This window comes from Bradyrhizobium sp. AZCC 1678 (assembly GCF_036924765.1).
GTDB lineage: Bacteria > Pseudomonadota > Alphaproteobacteria > Rhizobiales > Xanthobacteraceae > Bradyrhizobium > Bradyrhizobium algeriense.
In genome coordinates this window covers 701,069-724,740 of the sequence record NZ_JAZHSE010000001.1, presented here as the reverse complement: position 1 = coordinate 724,740, position 23,672 = coordinate 701,069, and the positions used below count along the sequence as shown (strand labels likewise).

Annotated in this window: 22 protein-coding genes; 4 read left to right on the top strand and 18 right to left on the bottom strand. The window is 63.8% G+C overall.

The features are described from left to right. Positions 1–107: 107 nt before the first annotated feature. From V1294_RS03455 to V1294_RS03435, 5 genes are all read right to left on the bottom strand, one after another. Positions 108–2,342, bottom strand: a complete 2,235-nt coding sequence (locus tag V1294_RS03455; protein WP_334487664.1) for a PAS domain-containing hybrid sensor histidine kinase/response regulator — start codon at positions 2,340–2,342, stop codon at positions 108–110. Between the two features lie 142 nt (positions 2,343–2,484). Then, the gene (locus V1294_RS03450; protein WP_334495170.1) at positions 2,485–2,952 is read right to left on the bottom strand and encodes a hypothetical protein; all 468 of its coding nucleotides are present in this window, start codon (positions 2,950–2,952) and stop codon (positions 2,485–2,487) included. Positions 2,953–3,765: 813 nt separating this feature from the next. Then, positions 3,766–5,304 (bottom strand): YifB family Mg chelatase-like AAA ATPase, encoded by a 1,539-nt coding sequence (locus V1294_RS03445; protein ID WP_334495168.1) that lies wholly within the window; start codon positions 5,302–5,304, stop codon positions 3,766–3,768. A 149-nt stretch (positions 5,305–5,453) separates the two neighbouring features. Then, positions 5,454–5,636: a hypothetical protein gene (locus V1294_RS03440; RefSeq protein WP_334495166.1), complete on the bottom strand. Its 183-nt coding sequence runs from the start codon at positions 5,634–5,636 to the stop codon at positions 5,454–5,456. A 247-nt stretch (positions 5,637–5,883) separates the two neighbouring features. Continuing rightward, entirely contained in the window at positions 5,884–6,867 is a 984-nt protein-coding gene (locus tag V1294_RS03435) for an MBL fold metallo-hydrolase (RefSeq protein ID WP_334487653.1), read from the bottom strand. Positions 6,868–7,139: 272 nt separating this feature from the next. On the opposite strand from V1294_RS03435, the gene V1294_RS03430 reads away from it, so the two are divergent. After that, positions 7,140–8,615 carry an AMP nucleosidase gene (locus tag V1294_RS03430; RefSeq protein ID WP_334487651.1) on the top strand — a complete coding sequence of 492 codons (1,476 nt, stop codon included), beginning with the start codon at positions 7,140–7,142 and terminating at the stop codon, positions 8,613–8,615. Positions 8,616–8,674: 59 nt separating this feature from the next. On the opposite strand, the gene V1294_RS03425 is transcribed toward V1294_RS03430, so the two are convergent. From V1294_RS03425 to rsmI, 5 genes are all read right to left on the bottom strand, one after another. Continuing rightward, positions 8,675–9,556, bottom strand: a complete 882-nt coding sequence (locus V1294_RS03425; RefSeq protein ID WP_334495164.1) for a hypothetical protein — start codon at positions 9,554–9,556, stop codon at positions 8,675–8,677. 217 nt (positions 9,557–9,773) lie between these two features. Further along, positions 9,774–10,142, bottom strand: coding sequence for a nuclear transport factor 2 family protein (locus V1294_RS03420; RefSeq protein WP_334495162.1), 369 nt, complete (start codon positions 10,140–10,142; stop codon positions 9,774–9,776). A 25-nt stretch (positions 10,143–10,167) separates the two neighbouring features. Further along, complete coding sequence (gshB, locus tag V1294_RS03415; RefSeq protein ID WP_334495160.1) at positions 10,168–11,115, bottom strand: glutathione synthase; 948 nt, start codon at positions 11,113–11,115, stop codon at positions 10,168–10,170. 32 nt (positions 11,116–11,147) lie between these two features. Next, positions 11,148–11,561: a YraN family protein gene (locus V1294_RS03410; RefSeq protein WP_334495158.1), complete on the bottom strand. Its 414-nt coding sequence runs from the start codon at positions 11,559–11,561 to the stop codon at positions 11,148–11,150. Beyond that, complete coding sequence (gene rsmI, locus V1294_RS03405; protein ID WP_334495156.1) at positions 11,548–12,513, bottom strand: 16S rRNA (cytidine(1402)-2'-O)-methyltransferase; 966 nt, start codon at positions 12,511–12,513, stop codon at positions 11,548–11,550. The genes V1294_RS03410 and rsmI overlap by 14 nt, the downstream gene beginning before the upstream one ends. A 232-nt stretch (positions 12,514–12,745) precedes the next feature. Here rsmI and V1294_RS03400 point away from each other — a divergent pair, with 232 nt between their 5' ends. Then, positions 12,746–13,954 carry a penicillin-binding protein activator gene (locus V1294_RS03400; RefSeq protein ID WP_334495154.1) on the top strand — a complete coding sequence of 403 codons (1,209 nt, stop codon included), beginning with the start codon at positions 12,746–12,748 and terminating at the stop codon, positions 13,952–13,954. Between the two features lie 187 nt (positions 13,955–14,141). Here V1294_RS03400 and V1294_RS03395 read toward each other — a convergent pair whose 3' ends face one another. The 5 genes from V1294_RS03395 to rph all read right to left on the bottom strand — a co-directional run bounded on the left by V1294_RS03395 (position 14,142) and on the right by rph (position 19,555). Beyond that, positions 14,142–15,182 carry an alpha/beta fold hydrolase gene (locus V1294_RS03395; protein WP_334487636.1) on the bottom strand — a complete coding sequence of 347 codons (1,041 nt, stop codon included), beginning with the start codon at positions 15,180–15,182 and terminating at the stop codon, positions 14,142–14,144. 539 nt (positions 15,183–15,721) lie between these two features. After that, entirely contained in the window at positions 15,722–16,732 is a 1,011-nt protein-coding gene (locus V1294_RS03390; protein ID WP_334495152.1) for an IS110 family transposase, read from the bottom strand. 303 nt (positions 16,733–17,035) lie between these two features. Then, positions 17,036–18,208 (bottom strand): radical SAM family heme chaperone HemW, encoded by a 1,173-nt coding sequence (hemW, locus tag V1294_RS03385; protein WP_334495150.1) that lies wholly within the window; start codon positions 18,206–18,208, stop codon positions 17,036–17,038. Continuing rightward, on the bottom strand, positions 18,201–18,830 hold the full coding sequence (gene rdgB, locus V1294_RS03380) for an RdgB/HAM1 family non-canonical purine NTP pyrophosphatase (protein WP_334495148.1): 630 nt from the start codon (positions 18,828–18,830) through the stop codon (positions 18,201–18,203). Before rdgB ends, hemW begins: the two co-directional genes overlap by 8 nt. Positions 18,831–18,841: 11 nt before the next feature. Next, positions 18,842–19,555: a ribonuclease PH gene (rph, locus tag V1294_RS03375; RefSeq protein ID WP_317254784.1), complete on the bottom strand. Its 714-nt coding sequence runs from the start codon at positions 19,553–19,555 to the stop codon at positions 18,842–18,844. Between the two features lie 154 nt (positions 19,556–19,709). On the opposite strand from rph, the gene hrcA reads away from it, so the two are divergent. Next, positions 19,710–20,798: a heat-inducible transcriptional repressor HrcA gene (gene hrcA, locus V1294_RS03370; protein WP_334487625.1), complete on the top strand. Its 1,089-nt coding sequence runs from the start codon at positions 19,710–19,712 to the stop codon at positions 20,796–20,798. Between the two features lie 118 nt (positions 20,799–20,916). Further along, positions 20,917–21,522 carry a nucleotide exchange factor GrpE gene (gene grpE / locus V1294_RS03365; RefSeq protein ID WP_334495143.1) on the top strand — a complete coding sequence of 202 codons (606 nt, stop codon included), beginning with the start codon at positions 20,917–20,919 and terminating at the stop codon, positions 21,520–21,522. 13 nt (positions 21,523–21,535) lie between these two features. Here grpE and V1294_RS03360 read toward each other — a convergent pair whose 3' ends face one another. From V1294_RS03360 to pncA, 3 genes are all read right to left on the bottom strand, one after another. Continuing rightward, positions 21,536–21,964: a VOC family protein gene (locus tag V1294_RS03360; protein ID WP_334495141.1), complete on the bottom strand. Its 429-nt coding sequence runs from the start codon at positions 21,962–21,964 to the stop codon at positions 21,536–21,538. An 82-nt stretch (positions 21,965–22,046) separates the two neighbouring features. Continuing rightward, positions 22,047–22,898, bottom strand: coding sequence for a helix-turn-helix domain-containing protein (locus V1294_RS03355; RefSeq protein WP_334495139.1), 852 nt, complete (start codon positions 22,896–22,898; stop codon positions 22,047–22,049). 25 nt (positions 22,899–22,923) lie between these two features. Beyond that, the gene (gene pncA / locus V1294_RS03350) at positions 22,924–23,637 is read right to left on the bottom strand and encodes a bifunctional nicotinamidase/pyrazinamidase (protein ID WP_334487621.1); all 714 of its coding nucleotides are present in this window, start codon (positions 23,635–23,637) and stop codon (positions 22,924–22,926) included. Between the last annotated feature and the right edge of the window lie 35 nt (positions 23,638–23,672).

The following is a 23,672-nucleotide window of genomic DNA, read 5'->3' as shown; positions in this document are numbered from 1 at the left end:
TCGCAGGGTGGGCAAAGGCGCGTTTGCGCCGTGCCCACCATCACAACCTCGCGCTAGATGGCGGGCACGCTCCGCTTTGCCCACCCTACAAATTCTTCGCTGTCACCTCACGCCGCGATGTGCCGGGACGCGATGAGGCCGGAGAGCGCCTCGGCGAGTTTCTCGCGGTCGAGCGGCTTGATCAAAAATCCGTCCATGCCGGCTTCGAAGCAGGCATAGCGGTCTTCCACCAGCGTGTTGGCGGTGAGTGCGAGGATCGGCGTCCGGCCTCCCGGCTCGCCGGCCTCTAGGGTGCGAATCCGCTTGGTGGTTTCGATGCCGTTGAGCTGCGGCATCTGGATGTCCATCAGGACCAGATCGTAGGGGGTCCCAGCGGCTTTCGCCGACAGCCAGGATTCCAGCGCCTCGGCGCCGTTGCTGGTGATCACGGCGTGATGGCCGAGCCGGCCGAGCAGCGAGCGGATCAACAGCGCATTGATCTGATTGTCCTCGGCGACCAGGATCGACAGGCCCTTGGCTGACGGCGCGGCTGATGACTCGATCGTGTCGATGGCCGGCTCCAGGCTCGGCGCGGCCACCTCCGGCGCGGTCGTCAGGCGCGCCGCGAGCGAAGCCGCGCGCAACGGCTTGACCAGATAGCCGGTGAGGGCGGAGGTGGCGGATGGCTGCAATTCCTGCCGCGTCGCCGGCGTGAACATCACGATACGCTGCGTGGCATGCAGGCGCGCGGCTTCGCCGAGCCGTTCGATATCGGCCAGCCCCAGCGCGTGATCGATCAGCACGGCGTGCCAGGGCCGCTCGGGCAGCAGGGCCTCGGCGACATCGGCGTCGGAAAGCATGCAGGTCTGTCCGCCCCAGCGCTGCAGCCGCCGCGCAGTCAGCGAGGCCTCGATGCTCTGTGGCGAGACCAGCATGATCGACTGGCCGGAGAGATCGGGCGCCGCGAAGGAGATTTGTTCGCCGTCGGCGGCGGCGAGCGGGATGGACACTTCGAATGTCGCGCCGGCGCCCGGCTGGCTCTCCAGCGTGATGCGGCCGCCCATGCGCTTGACGATGCGGTCGGAGATGCTCAGGCCAAGCCCGGTGCCGCCATAGCTGCGGGCGATCTTGTCGTCGGCCTGTTCGAACTCGCGGAAGATCCGCTCGCGCGCCTCTGGCGCGATGCCGATGCCGGTGTCGCGCACCAGAAAACTGATTTCATTGGGCCAGATGCCTGGCTCGACGATCAGAGCGACGCCGCCGGTCGAGGTGAACTTGATGGCGTTGCCGGCGAGATTGAGCAGCACCTGCCGCAACCGCGCCGCGTCGCCGATCACGTGCATCGGCAGCCGCTCGTCGACATAGGCGGCGATCTCGATTTTCTTGGCCTCCGCGCGCGGCGCCAGCAATTCGGTGATGTCCTCGATCATGCCCGACAGCGCGAACGGACGATGTTCGAGATCAATCTTGCCGGCCTCGATCTTGGAGTAATCCAACAGCTCCTCGATCAGCGAGAGCAGCGCGTCGCCGGAAGTCTTCACCGCCTTGACATAGGTCGCCTGTTCCGGCGTCAGCGGCGTGTCCATCAACAGCCCGCTCATGCCGATGATGCCGTTGAGCGGCGTGCGGATCTCATGGCTCGCCATCGCGAGGAAGCGCGACTTGGCGCGGCTTGCCGCATCGGCCTGGTCGCGGGCCTCGGCCAGCGCGCGCTCGCTTTCGGTGCGATCGGTGACGTCGCGGCCGACGCTTTGCATTTCCGCCGGCCCCCCGGCGTCGTTGCGGACGAGGCCTTCGCGCCATGCGATCCAGCGCGGGCCGAGCGGACCTGATATCTGCTGGTCGTGAACGCGAGTGCCGTTCGGTTCGAGCGCGATGTCGCCCTGTTCGAGAACTTCAAGCGCAAAACGGCTGCCGATCAGCGCGTCGCACGGCATTTGCGCGAGTTCGCAATAGGCATCGTTGGCATAGGTGATGCTGCCCTCGGCGTCGCGCAGCACGATCAGATCGCCCTGCGATTCGAACAAGCGGCGGGCGCGCTGCTCGGCTTCCTGCAATTCCCAGTTCCGGTCGGCCAGCGCTTCATTGTGCAGGGCGACCTTGCGCATCTTCTTGCGCATCAGGCGGAGCCGGACGCTGAAAGTGGCGAGCGCGACGCAGGCGAGAGCAAACAGGAAAGCAACGCCGATCGCAAAGGCATGCGGGTCATAGCCGGAATTTTCCGTCTTGCTTCCGGTAATGAATCCATAGGCGGCGCCGAACACGATCGAGAAGATCATGAAGGAGCGCAGCGTGAAGGTCAGCCAGGGATGCCGGCGACCGAAACGGCGAAAGCGAAGTTTGATCCGGAAAGTCCGTCCCATCGCCAATGACCCTGAGATTGCTGCCTGAACTGAACCGGCCTGCTTCGCCGCCCCTCTGGGCATACGATGCGTTGCCGACGTTGCAAAGTGCTTGAGGCTCCCAGCGCGCAACGGCCGCGATGAGAACAGGGTAAATGAAACCTTAAAGTAACGCCGCTTCGACGCGGCGGCGCTCGCTGCGGGCGCCGACGATCAGGGCTGCGGCATCGAGCAGCGAAAGGCTCTTCGAGGACACGAAGATCCGGTAGTCGGCCGGGCCATCCCGCGAAAGATAGATGACGGGATCGGAGGGCGAGGGATTGCGGGAGATCGCGACCAGCCGCGGCGGGGCGTTGCTCTCGCAGGCGCCGGCTTCGGCCGTATCGATGTCGTCGATCACGGTGAAGTCAGCCGTTTCCGCGTCGTCGGAGATCTGGACCCGCACCGTCGCATGGGAGGGGTCTTCGGTGAAGGCGACGTTGTGGTGCGCCTGCCAGGAGAGAGCGGCGATCTGGACGGACGTACCCGCTATCTCGATGCAGGCCCTGGGTCCTGCCAAAAACTCGCCGCGCGCGAACAGGGCGGCAAGCGCCAGCGGAACAACCGAGGCCAGGATATTCAAACGCAACATGACACGCTACCCGCTCACCATACGCCCGCGACAGGGGCTTATGGTTGGCGGAGGGTAAAGGAAACTAGTTACCGCGGTGTTGACGCTGGTTGTTTTTTGTTGGTTCGGCATCCTCAGTGCGAGTGGGGCGGAGCGAGCCGAGGTTGCAGCTACAAGGGAGGCCGTCATGCCCCGCGAAGACGGAGTATCCAGGACGCTGCGGCCTATCCGCGTCATTGCGAGCGAAGCGAAGCAATCCATTCTTTCTTTGTGCCGGGGCATGGATTGCTTCGCTCGCAATGACGGTGGGATACAGTTTCGCGATCTCGCGGCGCATTGCGTCCGAGGTTTGCATCTTCGTTTGCCCTCTTCGAAATCAGAGGGCGCAGAGAAGACCGGGTGCTTGCTGCACCCGCGGTCTCGCGTGCGATTTGCGCAAACAAAACTGCACACGAGCATACAGGGCAGCGGGAGCATTCCGGCCTTCCCTGCGCAATGGCTTTACGGCTTACTTCGTGCTCTTCCCGGAGAACGGCTCTTTTGCCTCCGTCGCCCCCGAGAAGCTTCGCTTCTCTTGGACTTAGCGCCAGCACCGCGGCGCCCGAACCACACGACTTCGCCGTACGCTCAAGCCGCACACGTCAGTCGCAGCTCTCGCGTCCATCGCATCTCACCGCGCGTTCGTGACGATGGCCAACGCCCCTCAATCGGGTGAGACGGCGGAGTTATGCGGCTGATTTGGCCTGCGGCGGAAGCAGAATATTTTTGCGCGAAGGGCTGGACGACCCAAATCACCTTGATGCGCCTTGCAAATTTCGGCTGAGCGCGCAGCGCTTAAGCCGCCCGTCTCAAATCCTCGGCCAGTGCGCGATAGGACAACGCCTCCGCCAAATGAATCCGGCCGATCTTTTCCGCGCCGTCGAGATCGGCGAGCGTGCGGGCGACGCGCAGCACGCGGTGATAGCCGCGGGCGGTGAGCTTCATAGTCTCGGCGGCGTCGCGCAAAAGCTTTTGCCCCTGCGCATCCGGCTGCGCAATCGTTTCCAGCAGCGAAGCCGGCGCTTCGGCGTTGGTGCGGATATGCGGCAGGCCGGCCGCCGCATAGCGCGCGAGCTGGAGGTCGCGGGCGGCCGCCACGCGGGCGGCGACTTCCGCGGAGCCTTCGGAAGGCGGCGGCAGGATCAGGTCAGCGGCGGTCACCGCCGGCACCTCGATGCGCAGGTCGATGCGGTCCATCAGCGGACCGGAGATCCGCATCTGGTAATCTGCGGTGCAGCGCTCGACCGGGGCGCGCCTGCAGGAATAGCCGGGTTCATAGGCATGGCCGCAGCGGCACGGGTTCATCGCCGCGACCAGCATGAAGCGCGCAGGGTAGGTGACGCGGTGATTGGCGCGGGACACTGAGACTTCGCCGTTCTCCAGCGGCTGGCGCAGCGAGTCCAATACGCGCGCGTCGAATTCCGGCAATTCATCGAGGAACAGCACGCCCTGATGCGAAAGCGAAATCTCGCCGGGCTTGGCGCGCATGCCGCCGCCGGTGAGCGCCGCCATGCTGGCGGAATGATGGGGCGCGCGAAACGGCCGCCGCGCGGTCAGCGCGCCGTCGCGGATTTCGCCGGCGACGGAGGCGATCATCGACACTTCCAGCAGTTCGGATGGCGACAGCGGCGGCAGGATCGACGGCAGCCGCGCCGCCAGCATCGATTTGCCGGCGCCGGGCGAGCCGATCATCAGCAGATGATGCCCGCCGGCTGCCGCGATCTCCAGCGCGCGTTTGGCGCTTTCCTGGCCCTTGATGTCGCGCAAATCGAGATGCGTCGCCTCCGGCTCGTGCACTTTCGGCTGCGGGCGCGACAGCACCTGCGTGCCTTTAAAATGGTTGGCGATCTGGATCAGCGATTTTGCCGCGATGATCTGGATATCGGGGCTCGCCCAGGCGGCCTCCGTGCCGCACGCCGCTGGACAGATCAAGCCTTCCTCGCGCGCATTCGCCCCGATCGCGGCCGGCAATACACCGGCGACGGGGGCGATCGAGCCATCGAGCCCGAGCTCGCCGAGTACGGTAAAGCCGTTGAGTGCATCCGGCGGGATCGCGCCGATCGCGGCCATCAGGCCGAGCGCGATCGGCAGATCGTAATGGCTGCCTTCCTTCGGCAGGTCGGCCGGCGCGAGGTTGACGATGATCCGCCGCGCCGGCAGCGCCAGCCCCGAGGCGATCAGCGCCGAGCGCACCCGTTCCCGCGCCTCCGACACCGCCTTGTCCGGAAGACCCACGATCGCAAACGCCGGCAAGCCGGGCGCGACCTGCACCTGCACGTCGACTGCCCGGGCCTCGATCCCCTCAAACGCTACGGTAGAAACCCGCGCAACCATGCCTGCCCCTTGTTCCACAATCGAAGGTAGCGGGGAACCTTGGGGAAAGTCAAGAACATTAAGGGAACATAGGCGCAAAGGCGCGCAAACGCGTCCTGCACCAACAGACCGGCCGCCGGATCGCTGAGGCACCGTCGCCTCGCTCCAGCCTAGCGCTCCGTTCGCATGTACGGGTTCTGCTCCGACGCAAGCTTCAGCCCCGGATCATCGGCGAGAATGCGTGCCTCCTGGGTCTCCGCAGGCCTCGCGTTCTGCGGGTGACCCCACAAGCTCCACACTCCCAGCCCCACGACGAGCATGCCAGCGCCAATAGCCACGAAGTCTTTGGTCATTTGCTGGGCCTCCATACCGGCTGCCAAGCTGTCGAGACGCGAGCTTTATCTTCGTTCAGGAAAGACCAATTTCGGTGGTCCGCGATTGTTCCTAAGATATGCCCGTTCGATAATTACCTCCGCTCTCCAGGGGCGTTACGGCATGATTCGCTGACCAAGACTTACGCCAGACGGAGGTCGGTCCCTAGCGCTGCAAGGCGGCTTCCGGGGCGGGCCAAACCGGCCGCCCCGGAGTATAGGCGTTGCTTCAGAGCTGCATGTTCATCGGCTCGGGATAATACCGGAAGCCGTCGCCGTTCTTGGCAACGTGGCCGTAGCCCGGCCAGGCGAAGTGATAGGACATCACCGGGATCTTCTGGGCGGCGAGCATGTCCAGCATCTTAACGCGCGAGGCTGCCGCTTGCTTCGGATCGCTGTCGTAGGAGAATTCCATCCGCGGCTTCTCCAACAGCAGCACGGCGTGGTGCGAGAGGTCGCCGAGGAAGCAGAAGGATTTGCCCTTTGAGCTCACCATGAAGATGGTGTGGCCCACGGTGTGGCCGGGGGCCGAGAGCGCGGTGACGCCGGGCAAGAATTCCTGGTTGTCCTTGATGAACACGATGCGGTCGCGCACCGGCATCAGGTTCTTGCGGGCGTGGAGGATGAAGTCCTTCAGCGGGCTGCCGAGCTTGCCTTCATCGGTCCAGAAATCGAAATCGCTCTGGGCGATGTAGACCTGCGCATTCGGGAATAGCGGCTTGTCGTCGGCGCCGACGAGGCCGCCGATGTGGTCGATATGCGCGTGCGAGCACACCACGGCGTCGATGTCGGAGGCCTTGATGCCGGCTGCCGCCATGCTCTTCTGCTGCTGGCCGGTGGTCGGGCCGAACGCCTTCGAGGTGCCCATGCCGGTGTCGAACAGGATCAGCTTGTCGCCGGTGTTCACGATCGGCGAGTTCTGCTCCAGCACGACATTGTCGGGGTTGAGGAAGTTGTCGGCGAGCATCTTCTTCACTTCCTCCTTCGGCACGCCGGTGAAGGTGCCGGAGGGATCGCCGAGCGGCAGCGGTCCGTCGGAGACCACGGTCACTTCGGCGTCGCCGAGGATGAAGCGGTGCCAGTAGGGCGTCTGCGTGCCGAGTTTTGGCGCCTTCGCCAGCGCGCTGTCGCCGAGCATGGTCGATGCACTGAGGCCCACACCGAGTCCTGCGCCGAGCGCAAGCAAAGACCGTCGCGAAAGATTCGTCGTCATGCGTCTTCCTCCACTGATTTTTTATGAATTGCAGTACGTGCCCGGACAGCTTCGTCCGTGGCTACAGGCTGCGCCCGCTTCCCGAAATTGGCAAGTGGGATGAGTAGGCACGACAGGGATGTAAAAATGCGATGACGGCGCGGCGTTACGTTGCGTCGCGCTTCCTTGCGCGCGAAACAACGAATCGCATCCCAAATCATTCCGGTCGGTGGGCCATTTCCTTCCGTTGCCCGGCGGGATTATATGTATCGGCAACCCACGAGGTCAGGCCGATGCCAGACACCATCCTGTCGCCACAGCGGATCGCCACCGAAGCCTTCACCGACGCGGCCGCAGCGGTCGACCGTCTCACTGAAATCTACGAACGAAATGTCAGCTTCCTGCGCGCCGCTTTTGAAGCCTATATCCGCGGCGAACCGCTCGCCAGACGCGTACGTGCCGTCTATCCCTTTGTCAGGATCACCACAGGAACTCACGCCCGCCTCGATTCGCGCCTCTCTTATGGCTTTGTCTCGGGCCCAGGCATCTACGAGACGTCGGTGACGCGGCCGGATCTTTTTCGCGGGTATTTCACCGAGCAGATCGGGCTTCTCGTGCAGAACCACGGTGTGCCGGTCGAGATCGGCGAGTCCGACGAACCGATCGCGATTCACTTTGCCTATCGACGCGACATCAATATCGCAGCGAGCGTGCCTACGCGCGACCGGCCGCTGCGCGATCTGTTCGACACGCCGGATCTCGCCACCATCGACGACGCGATCGTCAACGGCACGCTGCCTGCCGGCCCGCGACAGCCGCTCGCGATGTTCCGTGCTGCGCGCGTGGATTATTCCCTGCACCGGCTCTATCACTATACCGGAACGGACCCGGAGCACTTCCAGAACTTCGTGATCTTTACCAATTACCAATTCTACGTCGACGCCTTCGCGCGCATCTGCCGCGAGCGCATGGCGGCCGGCGATCCGGTGGCGGATGCCTTCGTCGAGCCGGGTAACGTCATCACGGCCAGAGCGGGCGTCGACGTCCAAAATCCCACGCACGCGCCGCCGGAGCGGGCGCCGCAGATGCCGGCTTTTCATCTGGTTCAACAGGCGACCGGCGGCATCACCATGATCAACATTGGCACCGGTCCGTCGAACGCGCGCAACATCACCGACCATGTCGCAGTGCTTAGGCCTCATGCCTGGTTGATGCTCGGCCATTGTGCCGGGCTGCGCAACACGCAGAAGCTCGGGGATTACGTCCTGGCTCACGGATACGTCCGCGAGGATCACGTGCTGGATGAGGAATTGCCGCTGTGGGTACCGGTTCCGGCGCTGGCCGAGATGCAGGTCGCGCTCGAGCAGGCCGTCGGCGAAGTGACGGGGCTGAGCGGGTTTGAGCTCAAACGGGTGATGAGGACCGGTACGGTAGCCAGCGTCGACAACCGGAACTGGGAGCTCGGTGACCACGTCGCGACCATCCGCCGCTTGTCGCAGTCGCGTGCCATCGCCCTCGACATGGAATCGGCGGCCGTGGCGGCCAATGGGTTCCGCTTCCGCGTACCCTACGGAACCCTGCTTTGCGTATCGGACAAGCCGCTGCATGGCGAGATCAAATTGGCCGGTATGGCCGGAGACTTCTACCGCCACCGCGTCGGCCAGCATCTTGAGATCGGCCTTCGAGCGCTGGAAAAGCTCAAGTCCCAGGAACGGGAACGACTGCATTCGCGCAAGCTGAGGAGCTTTGCCGAGGTTGCGTTCCAGTAAGCGGCGGGACCCGGATTTCTGCTGGTGTCATGCTGAATGGCGGCTCGCCTGAGCGACGGCTACCAATCGTCGTACATCCACTCCCTCGGGTATCGAGGCCGCGTTCTCGCCTGCGGTGTCCGTTCGGGCTTGCGCAAGGTCGGAGCCGGCTGCGCCGGCGGCGGTGACGCTCTGGGCGGGCCCTGCTCGGAAACCTTCGCGAGCGCGCGTTTCATCTCTTCCTGGCTCGCCTTGAGCTCCACAATGGCTTTTGAATTGTCGTTGGCTATCTGCTGCTGGTTCGCCTTGAGCTGTTCGATGCTTCGCTCCAGATTCGCGAGGTCGCGCGCCATCGTTTGCAGCAACTGCGTCTGATCGGGAAGCGCTGCAGGTGCCGTCGGCGCGTCGCCTTGCGGTGCGGCCTGCGCCAGGGTTGTTGCTGGCGGTGGTGGTGGTGCTTGCGCTGGTGCTGACTCCGCCGCGGCCACCTGAAAGGTGGATGGAGCGGGTTGCGCGGGAGACGGCGGATCTTCCGGCGGCAATGGTGGCGTTGAAACCGGCTGCGGCGCCCAACGGGCGACAATCAGCGTAGGCCCGTCGCCATGGAATAACAGCAAAGCCAGAAGGGCGGCGACTGTGATGCACGCCGCCAGGGACAAGCCGACGAGCGTCAGGAGCGCCGGCCTTCCTGGCGGTGGTTGCGGGCCAGGTCCTTGTTGGCCAAGTCCGTGCGGGTCAGGTCCGTGCGGGCCAGATTCGTTCGGGCCAGATTCGTTCGGGCTAAGTCTGGCCGAAGGCGGACGCGCGTCATCGCGCTCCATTCTTGCAAGCTGTTCAGTCAGACGCGTGAGTTGTTCATCCGCGCGCTTGATCTGTTCGTGGGCGTGCGCGAGCCCTTCATCGGCGCTCGCGATCAAGGCATCGTGGGGTTTAATTTCCGTCGGATCAGGTGTGGAGTTCATTGGCGCTTCCCTTTCCGTCCAATGTCATCCGTAGGTAGCCGGTCGACCAGCCACCACGCTCCAGTTTTGTCCAAAGAATGGCCGTATGATGGAGAGAATGGCCGAGTGACGGAAGAATACAGGATAACATGTGGCATTCTGGAATCCGGCGGGCCACTGTCGGCGACGCGGCGGCTTTTCTCTTCGGTTCCATTAGCCGGCAGCAGGCGCACGCAATTCATGCAACTCGCTCGACAAGATGCGCACGCGAGGGCGCAGGGCCAAACCGATCGGCTAAATACTGCGTTTCGTTGGCCACCAGTCCTTCGCGGAACTCCATGATACTCACCGCGTAAGACGGTATGCCGTCATAAGTCAGTACGAATTCAGTGACCCAGAAATCGCCGCTGCCGATCATTCGCCGGACCGCAAACCGCTTCTTGTTCGGCTGGACGAAGCGGCTCTCCTGAATGTTGTGCCGACCGCGGATCCGCTCGCCCGATTGCGGATAATCAAGCACGGCATACTCGCGGTAGATTTCATGCTCGACCTCGAAATCGTTTGCGTCCGAAGCCTCCCAATGGCGCGCCAGCGCCGCCCCCTTCATGTGCACGATGGGGCGCGAGGAGACATTATTTCCCGCCGCGCTTCGCCTCAATGGTATCCCAAATCCTTGCCGCGATGTCCGGCCCGCCGAGCTTGGCAATCGCGCGGATGCCGGTGGGGCAGGTGACGTTGATCTCGGTGAGATTGCCGTCGATCACGTCGATGCCAACGAACAACAATCCTCGCTCGCGCAGCGCGGGGCCGAGGGTTGCGCAGATTTCGCGTTCGCGCTCCGAGAGTTCGGTGGCCTGCGCGGCGCCGCCGCGGACCATATTGGAGCGCAGGTCATCGGGGGCCGGCACGCGGTTGACGGCTCCGGCGAATTCACCGTCGACCAGGATGATGCGCTTGTCGCCGTGCTTCACCTCGGGCAGGAAGCGCTGGATCACCCAGGGCTCGCGGAAGGTGACCGAGAACATGTCGAACAGCGAACCAAAATTCATGTCCTGCGGCATGACGCGAAATACCGCGGCGCCGCCATGACCGTGCAGCGGCTTCATGACAACAGCGCCGTGCTCGTCGCGGAACGAATTGATTTCGTCGAGGTCGCGCGAGATCAGCGTCGGCGGCATCAGCTGCGGAAAGTTCAGCACGAACATCTTTTCCGGCGCGTTGCGCACGCTGGCCGGATCGTTGACGACCAGCGTCTTGGGATGGATTCGTTCCAGCAAATGGGTCGAGGTGATGTAGGCGATGTCGAACGGCGGCTCCTGCCGCAACAGGATGACGTCGAAATGGGTCATCGGCTCGCGTTTGGGTTCGCCGAGGGTAAAATGGTCACCGAGTTCGTCGCGCACGGTGAGCTTTTGCACCGGCGCCACCAGCTCCTCGCCGCGCAGCGAAAGCTTGTCCGGGGTGAAATAGGAAATGCTGTGGCCGCGCTTTTGCGCTTCCAGGAGCAGCGCGAAGGTCGAATCGCCGCGGATGTTGATACGCGCGATGGGGTCCATCTGGACGGCGACATTCAGTTTCATTGGTTGGGTCCGGGTCTCTGGAGGGGTTCTTACTAAGCGCTGGCGTCGAATGCCGCTAACAGATGGCGTGGCAGGCGCCGCGGCGCAATCAGGATGGCGTCAAATCGCAGCTCAAATTCGGCATGCTCGGGATGCGCCATCAGCCAGCCTTGCGCGGCATCGATGATGCGCCCCTGCTGGCGCGGCGTCACCGCGTAGGCGGCGTCGTCGAGGGTGGCCCTCGCCTTGACCTCGATGAAGGCGACCAGATTGCGCTTCCTCGCCACCAGGTCGATCTCGCCATAGGGGGTGCGGAAGCGCTTTGCCAAAATGCGGTAGCCTTTGGCCATGAGAAAGGCGGCGGCGCGGCTTTCGGCTGAAAGCCCGGTGCGGAAGGCCGCGACCCGCTCGGGGGCGGCGAGCTTTGTCGCGGCATCTGGCGGCGACGCACCGTCAGTCTTCGCCATCGTCGCCTCTGGTTTCCTTGTCAGCTTCCTTGGCAAGCTCCAGCGCGCGGGCATAGACCTCGCGGCGCGGCCGCCCGGAAAGCTCGACCGCGTGCGCCACGCTGTCCTTGACGCTGTCGCGCGAAAGCGAAGATCGCAGAAGGTTGTCGAGATCGTGCTGCGTCATGATCCCTTCATCGGCGCGCGGCGGGCCGACCACGAGGACGAACTCGCCGCGAGTTTCCAGTTGATCCGCGGCCTTCGCCAACTCCGCAATCGGCGCACGCTTGATCTCCTCGTGCAGTTTGGTGAGTTCGCGGCAGATCGCGGCGTCGCGCCCGCCCATGATGTCAGAAAGATCGGCGAGCGTGTCCTGCACGCGGTTGCCGGATTCGAACATCACGAGCGTAGCGTCGATCCGGGCAAGCTCCGTGAGCCGCGTCCGCCGCGCGATCTCCTTGGCGGGCAAAAATCCCTCGAAGAAGAATCGATCGGTCGGCAGTGCGGCGACCGCAAGCGCCGTCAGCACCGAGGACGCGCCCGGCACTGCGATCACGGCATGGCCGGCGGCACAGACCTCGCGCACCAGCTTGAAGCCGGGGTCCGATATCAAGGGTGTGCCGGCATCCGATACCAGCGCGATCGAGGCGCCCTGCGCCAGCTTTTCCAGGATTTTCGGTCTCGCCATCGCCGCGTTGTGCTCATGATACGGCTTGAGGTCGGCCGAGATCGCATAGCGCTCGGTCAGGCGGCGGGTGATGCGGGTATCCTCGCAGGCGATGATGTCGACGCCGGCCAATGTCTCCAGCGCGCGCAAGGTAATGTCGCCGAGATTGCCGATCGGGGTTGCCACCAGATAGAGACCGGGAACCGGCTTCGGGGCATTCAGGATATGGCCGCCAATCAAAAATGTTCTGTTGGCCGAACCCGGTTCGGTGTCAGACCCGTAGTTTGAACTGGGCTTTGCGCGCATAATAACAATCTAAAGGGGTCTTGGTGCCAGCGCCATATCCGACGGGAGGGAGGCAAGGCGGAAGTTCCCCGCCACGTGCAATGTCGCGGCGGGGCCGTAATCCTTTTGTTTTGGTTAACTAATCCTCGACAATATTGCAGAATCCCGCGTGTGGGTTCAGTAGCGGTTCAGGTGCCTCGGCCCAGAAAGCCGGAATCCTGGCCGACGGCGGTCGGTCAAGAGAAGAGACAAGATGGTAGGCCCGCTCAATCCCAAGCCTGGATCCCCGGATGCTCGGCTGTCAGGACCGACCCGGCGAACGGCGGTCGGCCTTATTCTCGGCGCGCCGTTGCTCGGCGCCTGCTCCGGCAGTCAGATTTCCAACCCGTTCGGCCCGTCCCAGCCCGAGGGTCCCCCAGGCCCGCAACAACAGCCGCTTGCGGTCGGCACCGGGCAGGTCAAGGTCGGCCTGATCCTGCCGCTCTCGGCCGCCGGCAATGCCGGCGTCGCCGCGCAATCGATGAAGAACGCGGCCGAGATGGCGCTGGCGGAATTCCAGAATCCGAACATCCAGCTTCTGATCAAGGATGACGGCGGCCTTCCGCAAGGCGCCCAGCAGGTCACCCAGCAGGCGCTCGGCGAGGGCGCGGAAATCATTCTGGGTCCGCTGTTTGCGGCCTCGGTGCCGGCGACCGCGCAACTGACGCGTGCGAAGGGCGTTTCGGTGATCGCGTTCTCGACCGACTCGAGCGTGGCCGGACGCGGTGTCTATCTGCTCAGTTTCCTGCCCGAATCCGACGTCAACCGGATCGTCGATTATTCCGCCAGCATCGGAAAGAAATCTTTCGCGGCGCTCTTGCCCGACAACGCCTACGGCAATGTGGTGGAAGCAGCCTTCAAGCAGGCGGTCGGCCGCAAGGGACGCATCGTCGCCTTCGAGAAGTACGCCTCCGATCGTTCCGCGGCGGCGCGGACGGTGGCGCAGTCGCTCGGCTCGGCGGATGCGCTGTTCATCGCCGACGACGGCGAATCCGTCGTGGCGACGGCGGATGCCTTGATCGCGGCGGGTGTGAATTTGCGCAACATCCAGTTGCTCGGCACCGGGCTATGGGACAATCCGCGCGTCTATGCGAGCGCTCCACTGCAGGGCGGGCTCTATGCCGCGCCGGATCCGTCGGGCTTCCGCGCCTTCTCCGGCCGCTACCGCGCCAAATACGGCGCCGATCCCGTGCGTACCGCAACGCTGGCCTATGACGCGGTCGCCCTCGTCGCCGCGCTATCGAAGCAGGGCAGCCAGCGTTTTGCGCCGGAAACGCTGACCAACCCGTCGGGCTTTGCCGGCATCGACGGCCTGTTCCGATTCCGCTCCGACGGCAGCAATGAGCGCGGCCTTGCCGTGATGAAGGTCGCCAGCGGCGGCAGCTCTCCGGTTGCGGGATCGCCGAAGAGCTTTGGGGCGTAATCTCCGGCGCGAATATTCGCATGCGACGATCTGAACTTCCGAACCCTCATCCGAATTTCGCGGGGTTGGTCCGGTTGTTCTTCGACAGCGATCACGCCGAGCAATGCCGAGGTTGACGTGATGTGTCATGAGCTGAAATTAAGGGCCGGCGCGGGCTTCGAGGCCATGCTTTTTCATCCTCATGCAATTACTGGAAGAACTTCACAAGCGCGGCGGTTGTTTCTCCCGGTCGTTCCTCTGCCACCCAGTGACCAGTATTTTTCAACTCGATCAATGTAGCGCTCTCGGCGTATTTCGACAGGAATTCCGCCAAAAACGAGTAGCTTATCCCGCCGAGACCGAGCACGGGCGTCTTCAGCTTGCCATAGTGCTTCAAGTCCTCGATGTCCTGTCCGAAGGTCTGATACCAGCGTGTGTTGGCGCTGATGGCCCCCGGAGCTTCGTAAGCCGCGATGTATACAGCGCGATCGAACGGCGAAATGGCCGTCTTGTCCCTGGCGAGGTAGTCGAACATCCAGTTCAAAAGAATATTCATGCGCCCTTGCAGCAATTTCTCCGGCAGATCCGAGACTTGGTTGAGGGCGAACCACCAAGGGTGGGGCGGATGATTCGGGTTCGATAGATCGTATGCGCCAGGCGGAGGAAGAATGGAGATCTGCTGAAAGCCTTCGAATGGGTGCGGTACGTCCAGCAGCGCTACGCGCTGCGTTTCATCCGGATAGTTTGCCGCAAAACTGTAGGCGACCATCGCCCCGATGTCATGACCCGCGATATAAATGCGCTTGTAACCGAGATGCTGAGCGAGCGAGCGAATATCGTCCGCCATGGTCTTCTTGTCGTATCCTGTCGCGGGTTTGCCGGACGAGCCTTGGCCACGAATGTCCACGACGATCACGCGGAAGTGCTTCGCGAGGTCGGGCATGATCTTGTGAAATTGCCACCAAGTTTGGCCCCCGCCGCCGAGAAGGAAAAGCGGTTGCCCAGAGCCTCCCTGGACGAAGTGGAGCCGAATGCCGTTCACGTCCGCATCGTCATTCGAAAATCCCGGCAGTCGCTTGACCAGCGCCTGATCAGAAGTGTCGGCAAGAGCCTCATCCGACGCGCGATAGGTGGAGGGAACGACGGCATTTTCGTCGGCCTCTGCCGGCGAAGTCGCGAAGGCGAGCACAAGCGCCCCTATGCCCTCCGCAAGCGTTTCGCGCCTCGTCGTTTCCGTGTTAGCACCCATGCAAGGCCCACTGCTTCACTGTGTTGGGCGGTAACGCGTGAGCGCGAGCCACGGTTCCATTCAGGATGCATGTGCAGCCACCAAAGACCCCGCCATTGCATTGAACTGGCTGCGATTACAGTGACACCCATTAGCCGGCCGCTCGTCAAGATGCAGAGCAATTTTTTTTGGCAGCGGCAGCTGCCAACATCTTTGATTGGTCGCTTTCAGCTACTGTGCTCGTACCGCGCCCGTTTCTTCGGTTGATGGCTACGTCCGCATTGCGGATCGCGCCAGACACCCATCGGGATCAAGCATCGGCCCGAGTGAGGCCTGCGCCCTGGCGGCATAGCCGCCCCAGAAGAACGTTGGTACCGTCCCGTATCCAAAAGAGTTTCGCAGAACTGTGGTTGCCGGCAGGCCGGCGCCAATCTCCGGATGGCTTACGGTGCGGGCGATCCGCTGTCACCGCAACTGGTGACGGCGATCCGGCGTCCAATTCAGTGCAGCTGGTTGCAGCCCCAGTCACCGTACGTGGCTCTCCGGATCGTCGTCGTCCTTCAGGCAAAGCAGCGCGTTACATCGAACGGCTTGCCCTCCTTCAGGATGTGGTAGCAGGCGCGCGCCAGCTTGTGTGCCAACGCCTTGGTGGCAACAATGTTGTTGGTCTTGGCCTTTTTGCGCTCATGGAAACGCTTGGCCTCGGGGCAAAAACGCCTGGCAAAATTCGCCGCCTCGACGAATGCCCAGGCGAGATATTTGTTGCCGTTCTTGACGTTGCCTTCGCCCTTCTTCTTGCGATTGCTGGTGTGCACGCTGTCGACGCAGCGCGCGTATGACGCAAAGTTGCCGACCTCGGCGAACCGATCGATCGGGCCGGTTTCCAGAGCAATGACCGTGGCAAGCGTCTGGCCGATGCCCGGCACGGTGGTCAACAAGGCATATTGCGGACGCGGCTTGACGCGTTCTTGCAGGCGCTTCTCCAGAAGCTCGATCTGTGACTGCAGTGTCGCGATAACAGCAACGTTGGCCTTGATTGCCAAGCCTACATCCGCCGCCAGGGGCAGGCTGTCGATCGTGTCGTCGGTCAGCCGCTTGATCTGATTGCTAGTCATCCGCCCGCCGAACTGCCGGGCCATGATGTTCTCGACCGCGAGGACATGTGTCGTGCATGACTGCACCAGCTGCATGCGCTTGCGCGCCAGGTCACGCACTACTCGGTGCTCCCTCGGCAAGATCGTACCGGTCGGCAGGATGCCCAGTCGCAGCAGGTGCGCAAGGTGCTGCGCATCGGTCTCGTCGCCGCTGTGCTTCAGTCCTTCGTACTGCTTGATCGCCGCCGTGTTGGCGAGGTGCACGTGGAGGCCGGCGTCCTGCAATCCGTCGACCAGCCAATACCAGTTGTAGGTCGACTCGACCACCACGCCGGCCAATTCGTCTTGCCACCGGGCCAGAAAGCCCGTGATCTTCCCGGTGTCGTTGGGCAGGCGCTTCTGCGCAACAACCCGATCACCATCGTCGATAACAGCGACAACGCTGTTGTTGGAATGCAGATCAATTCCGCTGTACATCATCTTCGCCTCCTCGTGGCCAAAAGTGATTCGATGACTTCGAACTCACTTTAGCTCCACCGCCTTCTTGGTCACGAAGGCCGGCTAGATGATCTTCAGCGCACAAAATTCCCTGAGCCGATGCACATCTCCGCCATCCAGGTCGGTCAAATGCCATCACCGCAATTCTGATGCGAAACGCTGGTCGCGGCGGAAGCAAGGCGCGTAGCCCGGGTGGAGCGAAGCGTATCCCGGGAACGGTCTGGCAAGCAGATACACTTGTCCCGGATTGCGCTGCGCTTCATCCGGGCTACGGGTGATTTGCTACGCGGCAAGATCCGCCACGACGGCGTCGAGCACGGGGAATCCGTCCTTGGTCACGCGCAAGCGTCCATCGGCTTCGACAGTGATCGCACCTTCGTCGCGCAATATGGCGATCCGGTTCGGATCGAGCGCGCGACCTGACAGCGTCGCATAGCGTTTGGGGTCGATGCCCTCGGCGAGTCGCAATCCCATCAGCAGAAACTCATCGGCGCGCTCTTCGCTGTTGAGCGAATCGTCGGTCACGACGCCATGGCCGTTGGCCTCGACGCGCATCAGCCAGGCCTCGGGGCGCTTCTCGGTTGCGGTCGCATGTCTCGCGCCGTCGATGTCCAGCCGCCCATGGGCGCCCGGACCGATGCCGGCATATTCGTCACCGCGCCAATAGACGAGATTGTGCTGGCATGCCGCGCCTGCGCGGGCGTGATTGGAAATCTCGTAGGCCGGCAAGCCATGATGCGCGCAGACTTCCTGCGTCACATCGTAGAGCGCGCGGGCAACCGCCTCGTCCGGGGTCTTCAATTTGCCGGCCGCATGCAGGCCGAAGAACGGCGTGCCTTCCTCGATCGTGAGCTGGTAGAGCGAGAGATGTTCGGCGGCTTCCGAGATCGCGAGCTTGAGTTCATCCGCCCACATCTGCGGCGTCTGGTCGGGGCGCGCGTAGATCAGGTCGAACGAGTAACGGTCGAACGCGCTGCGTGCGATCGCGACCGCGTCCAGCGCTTCGCGCGCGCTGTGCAATCGTCCGAGCGCCTTCAGCGAAGCATCGTCGAGCGCCTGCACGCCGAGCGAGACGCGGTTGACGCCGGCTGCTCGATAGCCGCGAAACCGTGTTGCCTCCACGCTGGTGGGATTGGCCTCCAGCGTCACCTCGACATTGCCGGCGACGCGCCAATACTTGCCGATCGAATCCAGAATGGAGCCCACGGTTTTCGGCTGCATCAGCGAGGGCGTGCCGCCGCCGAGAAAGATCGAGGTGACGGTTCGATCAGGTGCGCGCGCCGCTGTGGTTTCGATCTCGCGCGCAAACGCACGGGAAAATCTTTCCTCGTCGATCGGCGCGTGGCGGACGTGGCTGTTGAAATCGCAATACGGGCACTTCGACAGGCAAAATGGCCAGTGCACGTAGACGCCGAAGGCGGTCCGCTTCGGGTAGTGGCGTTCGGCGCTAGCCAAGGCAGATCTCCGCCAGTTTGACGAAGGCGCGCGCCCGGTGCGACAAGCCGAGGCCGAGCGGCGGCAGGCCGTGTTTCTCGATCGAGGTCATCTCGCCAAAGGTCCTGACGTGCCCATCGGGCAGGAATGCCGGATCATAGCCGAAACCGGCGGCGCCGCGCGGCGGCCAAACCAGAGTTCCATCGGCGCGGGCTTCGACCTCCTCAAGATGGCCATCGGGCCAGGCGACACACAGCGCCGAAACGAAATGCGCCTTTCGCTTCTCGGGCGTGGTCGCGCCACGTTCCTGCAGCAGGCGTTCGATCCGGCTCATCGCCGCCATGAAATCCTTGCCCTCGCCGGCCCAGCGCGCCGAGTAAATGCCGGGCGCGCCGTCCAGCGCATCGACGACGAGGCCGGAATCATCGGCAAAGGCCGGAAGCTGGGAAGCCTGCGCCGCCGCGATCGCCTTGATCGCCGCATTCGCCCGAAACGTCTGGCCGGTTTCCTCGGGCTCGCCAAGGCCCAGCTCGCCCGCGGAAACGGCCTCGACGCCATGTGGCGCCAGCAGTTCCCGCATCTCGGCGAGCTTGCCGGGATTGTGGGTCGCGATCACGAGCCGGCCTGTGATTCGACGGTGCATGTGCGATCAGACTACGCGACGGCCAGCTTCTGCAAGTCCACCAGACGCGCGACACCCTTGCGCGCCAGTTCCATCAGCGCCAGGAACTCGTCCTGCGAGAACGGCGTCTTCTCGGCGGTGCCCTGCACCTCGATGATGCGGCCGTCGCCGGTCATGACGAAATTGGCGTCGGTCTCGGCCTCGGAGTCCTCGGCATAATCGAGGTCCAATACCGGTGTGCCCTGATAGATGCCGCAGGAGATCGCGGCGACATTGTCGCGCAGAACGTTCGTTTTCAGCATGTTGCGGCTCTTCATCCACGCGATGCAGTCGGCCAGCGCCACCCAGGCGCCGGTGATCGAGGCGGTGCGGGTGCCGCCATCGGCCTGGATCACGTCGCAATCGACCGTGATCTGGCGCTCGCCCAGAGCTTCGAGGTCGACAGCTGCGCGCAAGCTGCGGCCGATCAGCCGCTGGATTTCGACGGTGCGGCCGCCCTGCTTGCCGGCGGCGGCCTCGCGGCGGGTGCGCTCCAGCGTGGCGCGCGGCAGCATGCCATATTCGGCGGTGACCCAGCCGCGGCCCTGGCCCTTCAGCCACGGCGGCAGCCGTTCTTCCAGGGTGGCGGTGACCAGCACATGGGTGTCGCCGAATTTCACCATGCAGGAACCTTCGGCATATTTGACCACGCCGCGTTCCAGCGACACGGGGCGCAGCTGATCGGGCGCACGGCGGCTTGGCCGCATGGGAAATCCTTTCGAAATCGAGCGAAAACTGGTTCGCGGTGCTTGTAGGTGGGGGCGTGGGCAGCGGCAAGGGCTTTTGGCCGCTTTGGCGGGGAAAGGGATGCTTGTCATTGGCCCGCTGGAGCGACAAATTAGGGGTCCAAGGAGTTACGCCGTGGCCCACCACGATCCGATTGGCCTGATCGCACCGCATGCCGGGCTTGCCCAGCTCAACGAGCGTTCGCGCGACATTTTTCGTCAAATCGTCGAGAGTTATCTCGCCACCGGCGATCCCGTCGGCTCGCGCAACATTTCTCGCCTGATCGCGGTGCCGCTGTCGCCGGCTTCCGTCCGCAACGTCATGTCGGACCTCGAAGCGCTCGGGCTAATCTATGCGCCGCATACCTCGGCAGGGCGGCTGCCGACCGAACTCGGCCTGCGCTTCTTCGTCGACGCGCTGATGCAGGTCGGTGACCTCACCGAACCCGAGCGGGAATCGATCCAGAGCCAGCTTGCGTCCGTCGGGCGCGCGCAATCGGTCGAGGCGGCGCTGGGTGAAGCGTTGACGCGGTTGTCCGGCCTGACGCGGGCCGCGGCCGTGGTGCTGACCGCCAAATCCAATTCGCGGCTAAAACACATCGAGTTCGTCCGGCTCGAGCCGGAGCGTGCGCTGGTGGTGCTGGTCGGCGAAGACGGCCAGGTCGAAAACCGCGTGCTGACGCTGCCGCCCGGCGTTCCCTCCTCGGCGCTGACGGAGGCGACCAATTTCCTCAATGCGCGGATTCGCGGCCGCACGCTCGCCGAAGCGCGGCTCGAGCTCGAAACCGCGCTGACGCAGAGCCGCGCCGAACTCGACCAATTGACGCAGAAGGTGATCGCGGCCGGCATCGCAAGCTGGTCCGGCGGCGACAACGACGACCGGCAATTGATCGTGCGCGGCCATGCCAATTTGCTGGAAGACCTGCACGCGCTGGAGGATCTCGAACGCGTCAAGTCGCTGTTCGACGATCTCGAAACCAAGCGCGGCGTGATCGATCTGTTGGGCCGGGCCGAGCGCGCCGAAGGCGTCAGGATTTTCATCGGATCGGAGAACAAGCTGTTCTCGCTGTCCGGTTCCTCCACCATCATCGCCCCCTATGGCGATGCCGCGGGCCGCATCGTCGGCGTTCTCGGCGTGATCGGGCCGACGCGGCTGAACTATGCAAGGGTGATTCCGACCGTGGACTACGCCGCCCGGATCGTCAGCCGGATGTTGGGTGGCTAATCCGCCCGAATAGGGCCTCTATCCCGGCGGGTTGTGCTTGATTTTCGGCCCCTAAAGCACGATATCCGGCCTAGCAAATCCCCATCGAACCAGATGCGTTTTTTGAGAAGGCAGTCTTATGACCGATCCGAACCGGCCGAGTGACGACGAGCTGAAGCAGGCCCAGACCGGCGAGCCCGTGGTCTCAAAACCCTACATCATGCCCGACGATCCCGAGGAGGGATCGAATGAGGCACTGACCAAGGAACTGGCCGAGGCGCGCGACAAGATGCTGCGCACGCTGGCGGAAATGGAAAACCTGCGCCAGCGCACGCGGCGCGAGGTGGCCGATTCCAAGATGTACGGCATCACCGGCTTTGCGCGCGACATTCTCGATATTGCCGACAATCTGCAGCGCGCGCTCGACGCGATCCCGCCCGAGGCCAGGGAAACCGCCGATCCCGGCATCAAGGCCTTCATCGAGGGCGTCGAGCTGACCGAGCGTTCGCTGCTCAACACGCTGGAGAAGAACGGCGTCAAGAAGTTCGATCCGTCGGGCGAGAAGTTCGACCCCAACTTCCAGCAGGCGATGTACGAAGTGCCTGACCCGTCCGTCCCGTCCGGGACCGTGGTCCAGGTCGTGCAGGCCGGCTTCATGATCGGCGAGCGCGTGCTGCGCCCGGCGCTGGTCGCCGTATCCAAGGGCGGCGCCAAGGCCGCGCCGGCGGCCGACGTCACGAACTGAGCCGGCCCCGAGCCTACAGCGGTTTCTCACTGGTTTTCGGCCAGTAGGTGCCAAAACTCCAGAGATTGCCTTCCGGGTCCCGGCAGGCGAAGTCCCGGCTGCCATAGTCGGTGTCGTGCAATTCCATTTCGACGCTGGCGCCTGATGCCTTGACCCTGGCGTGCAGGGCGTCGGGATCGTCGACGGCGATGTAGAGCGCGTCGGTGCGGCGACCGCCGATATCACCGACAAGTTTGCCGTATTCGTCATCGCGGCTTTGGCCGAGCATCAGCAGCGAGGAGCCGTAGGCAAGCTCGGCATGTTGGACCGCGCCGTCCTTTCGGTAGACGACGTACTCGGTGAAGCCGATTACATCCTTCAGCCAGCGGATCATGGCTTCGGCATCGCGACAGCGCATCGTCGGATAGATGCGCGGCGCTTCGATCTTGCTTGGCTCGGTCACGAAAAATCTCCTTGCTTGCTTCGGCTGCGCCAATATGCGCGAAGCGCGACAGCGCTGGCTTGAAGATTTGTTACCGGAACCGTCAGGCGTCGAGCCCGTCCAGCGGGCGCAGCAGGCGGCCGTCGATCAGCGCCAGCCGCCGGGCCCAGGCTGTCGGGGTTTCGCCGGCAAGCGTTGAAAATTCGCGGGCGAGATGCGCCTGGTCGGCGTAGCCGCTTTCAGCCGCAATCCCGGCCCAGCCGCTGCAGCCTCCACCCCGCGCGAGCCGGCAGGCGTGATGGAAGCGCATCATGCGCGCGATTGGCTTCGGCGCGAGACCGAGTTCGGAGCGAAAGCGGTCGACCAGATGTCTGCGGCTCCAGCCGATCTCCTTGGCGAGTGCGGTGATCCGCACGCCACCCGCGCTGCGCGCCAGCCGGCGATAGGCGAACTCGATCTCGGGTGAGGGCAAATGGTTGGCGCGACCCGCCACGAAATCCTCGACCAGATCAAAGCGGCTCTGCCAACCGGATACGGCCCCGAGCCGTTCGTGCAGCGCCCGGCCTTCGCGGCCCAGCACGTCGCCCATGTCGACCATGCGCGCGGCCAGATCGACGACAGTGCCGCCAAAAAAGCGATAGGCGCCGAGCGGTGTGAAATCCACCTGCACGCAGTCGGCGCCGCCATCGGATTCGATAAAGACCGGGCCGGCATGAAGCCCGGCGGCAAAGCTCGGCTGCCGGTCGGCGGCGTTGGGCTCGCGGTCGAGCGCGATCAGGAAGGGCGTGCCGAAGCTGATGATGAGCGGGACCACCAGCCCCGCGGCTTCGCGCTGGAAAAACCGGCCACGCGCCGTTTCACGGTAACCGGTCATGGCCGAGATCAGGCCCGCCGTGCGCTGTGACGGCGCCCGACGGGCCAGTTCGAACGCGAAGGGAGCCGCCAGATCGGACATTCCCGATCTCCGCGAGGTGATGCGGCTAAGCCGCGATATCGTCCGACTTGATGCGCTTGACGCCGGCCTTGGTCATGTCGGCCCAGGCCTTTGCGAGCGAGCCCTGGGTGTCGATGCCGCGGCAGGCGTCTTCGATTACATAGGTTTCAAAACCCGCCTTGCGCGCGTCGAGCGCGCTCCATGCCACGCAGAAGTCGGTGGCGAGGCCGGCGAGGAACACCCGCTTCACCCTGCGCGCCTTCAGGTAAGCGGCGAGCCCCGTCGTGGTCTTGCCGTCAGCCTCGGTGAAGGCCGAATAGCTGTCGACGTTCTTGTTGAAACCCTTGCGGATGACGAGCCCGGCATGCGGGATCGCGAGGTCCTTCGACAGCGACGCCCCCTCGGTGCCCTGCACGCAATGATCGGGCCACAGCACCTGCTTGCCGTAGGGGAGATTAACGGTTTCGAACGGCTTCTTGCCGGAATGGGTGGAGGCGAACGAGACGTGGCCCGCGGTGTGCCAGTCCTGCGTCATCACCACATTGGCAAAACCCTTGGCGATGCGGTTGATGATGGGCACGACCTGCTCGCCGTCTTTGACCGCGAGGCTGCCGCCCGGCAGGAAGCAGTTTTGCACGTCGATGACGAGCAGCGCGGATGCTTCGTCGGGCTTGATCGGCGCCGCCCAAAGCGCCGATGGAACGAGGGCAGCGACCGACGTCGCGCCGAGACCTGTCAGAACCAGCCTGCGAGTAAACATGGTGCGTCTCCCCGGTTATGAACCCGACCGGGGAG

Coding starts and splice junctions, on each gene's coding strand:
- V1294_RS03435 (WP_334487653.1), bottom strand. CDS start 6,867: ATGACGACGAATCTTTCGCGACGGTCTTTGCTTGCGCTCGGCGCAGGA.
- V1294_RS03420 (WP_334495162.1), bottom strand. CDS start 10,142: ATGAAGGGGGCGGCGCTGGCGCGCCATTGGGAGGCTTCGGACGCAAAC.
- rsmI (WP_334495156.1), bottom strand. CDS start 12,513: ATGCGCGCAAAGCCCAGTTCAAACTACGGGTCTGACACCGAACCGGGT.
- V1294_RS03390 (WP_334495152.1), bottom strand. CDS start 16,732: ATGTACAGCGGAATTGATCTGCATTCCAACAACAGCGTTGTCGCTGTT.
- V1294_RS03440 (WP_334495166.1), bottom strand. CDS start 5,636: ATGACCAAAGACTTCGTGGCTATTGGCGCTGGCATGCTCGTCGTGGGG.
- V1294_RS03450 (WP_334495170.1), bottom strand. CDS start 2,952: ATGTTGCGTTTGAATATCCTGGCCTCGGTTGTTCCGCTGGCGCTTGCC.
- V1294_RS03395 (WP_334487636.1), bottom strand. CDS start 15,182: ATGGGTGCTAACACGGAAACGACGAGGCGCGAAACGCTTGCGGAGGGC.
- pncA (WP_334487621.1), bottom strand. CDS start 23,637: ATGTTTACTCGCAGGCTGGTTCTGACAGGTCTCGGCGCGACGTCGGTC.
- rph (WP_317254784.1), bottom strand. CDS start 19,555: ATGCGGCCAAGCCGCCGTGCGCCCGATCAGCTGCGCCCCGTGTCGCTG.
- V1294_RS03410 (WP_334495158.1), bottom strand. CDS start 11,561: ATGGCGAAGACTGACGGTGCGTCGCCGCCAGATGCCGCGACAAAGCTC.
- grpE (WP_334495143.1), top strand. CDS start 20,917: ATGACCGATCCGAACCGGCCGAGTGACGACGAGCTGAAGCAGGCCCAG.
- V1294_RS03455 (WP_334487664.1), bottom strand. CDS start 2,342: ATGGGACGGACTTTCCGGATCAAACTTCGCTTTCGCCGTTTCGGTCGC.
- V1294_RS03445 (WP_334495168.1), bottom strand. CDS start 5,304: ATGGTTGCGCGGGTTTCTACCGTAGCGTTTGAGGGGATCGAGGCCCGG.
- gshB (WP_334495160.1), bottom strand. CDS start 11,115: ATGAAACTGAATGTCGCCGTCCAGATGGACCCCATCGCGCGTATCAAC.
- V1294_RS03425 (WP_334495164.1), bottom strand. CDS start 9,556: ATGAACTCCACACCTGATCCGACGGAAATTAAACCCCACGATGCCTTG.
- V1294_RS03430 (WP_334487651.1), top strand. CDS start 7,140: ATGCCAGACACCATCCTGTCGCCACAGCGGATCGCCACCGAAGCCTTC.
- rdgB (WP_334495148.1), bottom strand. CDS start 18,830: ATGCACCGTCGAATCACAGGCCGGCTCGTGATCGCGACCCACAATCCC.
- V1294_RS03400 (WP_334495154.1), top strand. CDS start 12,746: ATGGTAGGCCCGCTCAATCCCAAGCCTGGATCCCCGGATGCTCGGCTG.
- V1294_RS03355 (WP_334495139.1), bottom strand. CDS start 22,898: ATGTCCGATCTGGCGGCTCCCTTCGCGTTCGAACTGGCCCGTCGGGCG.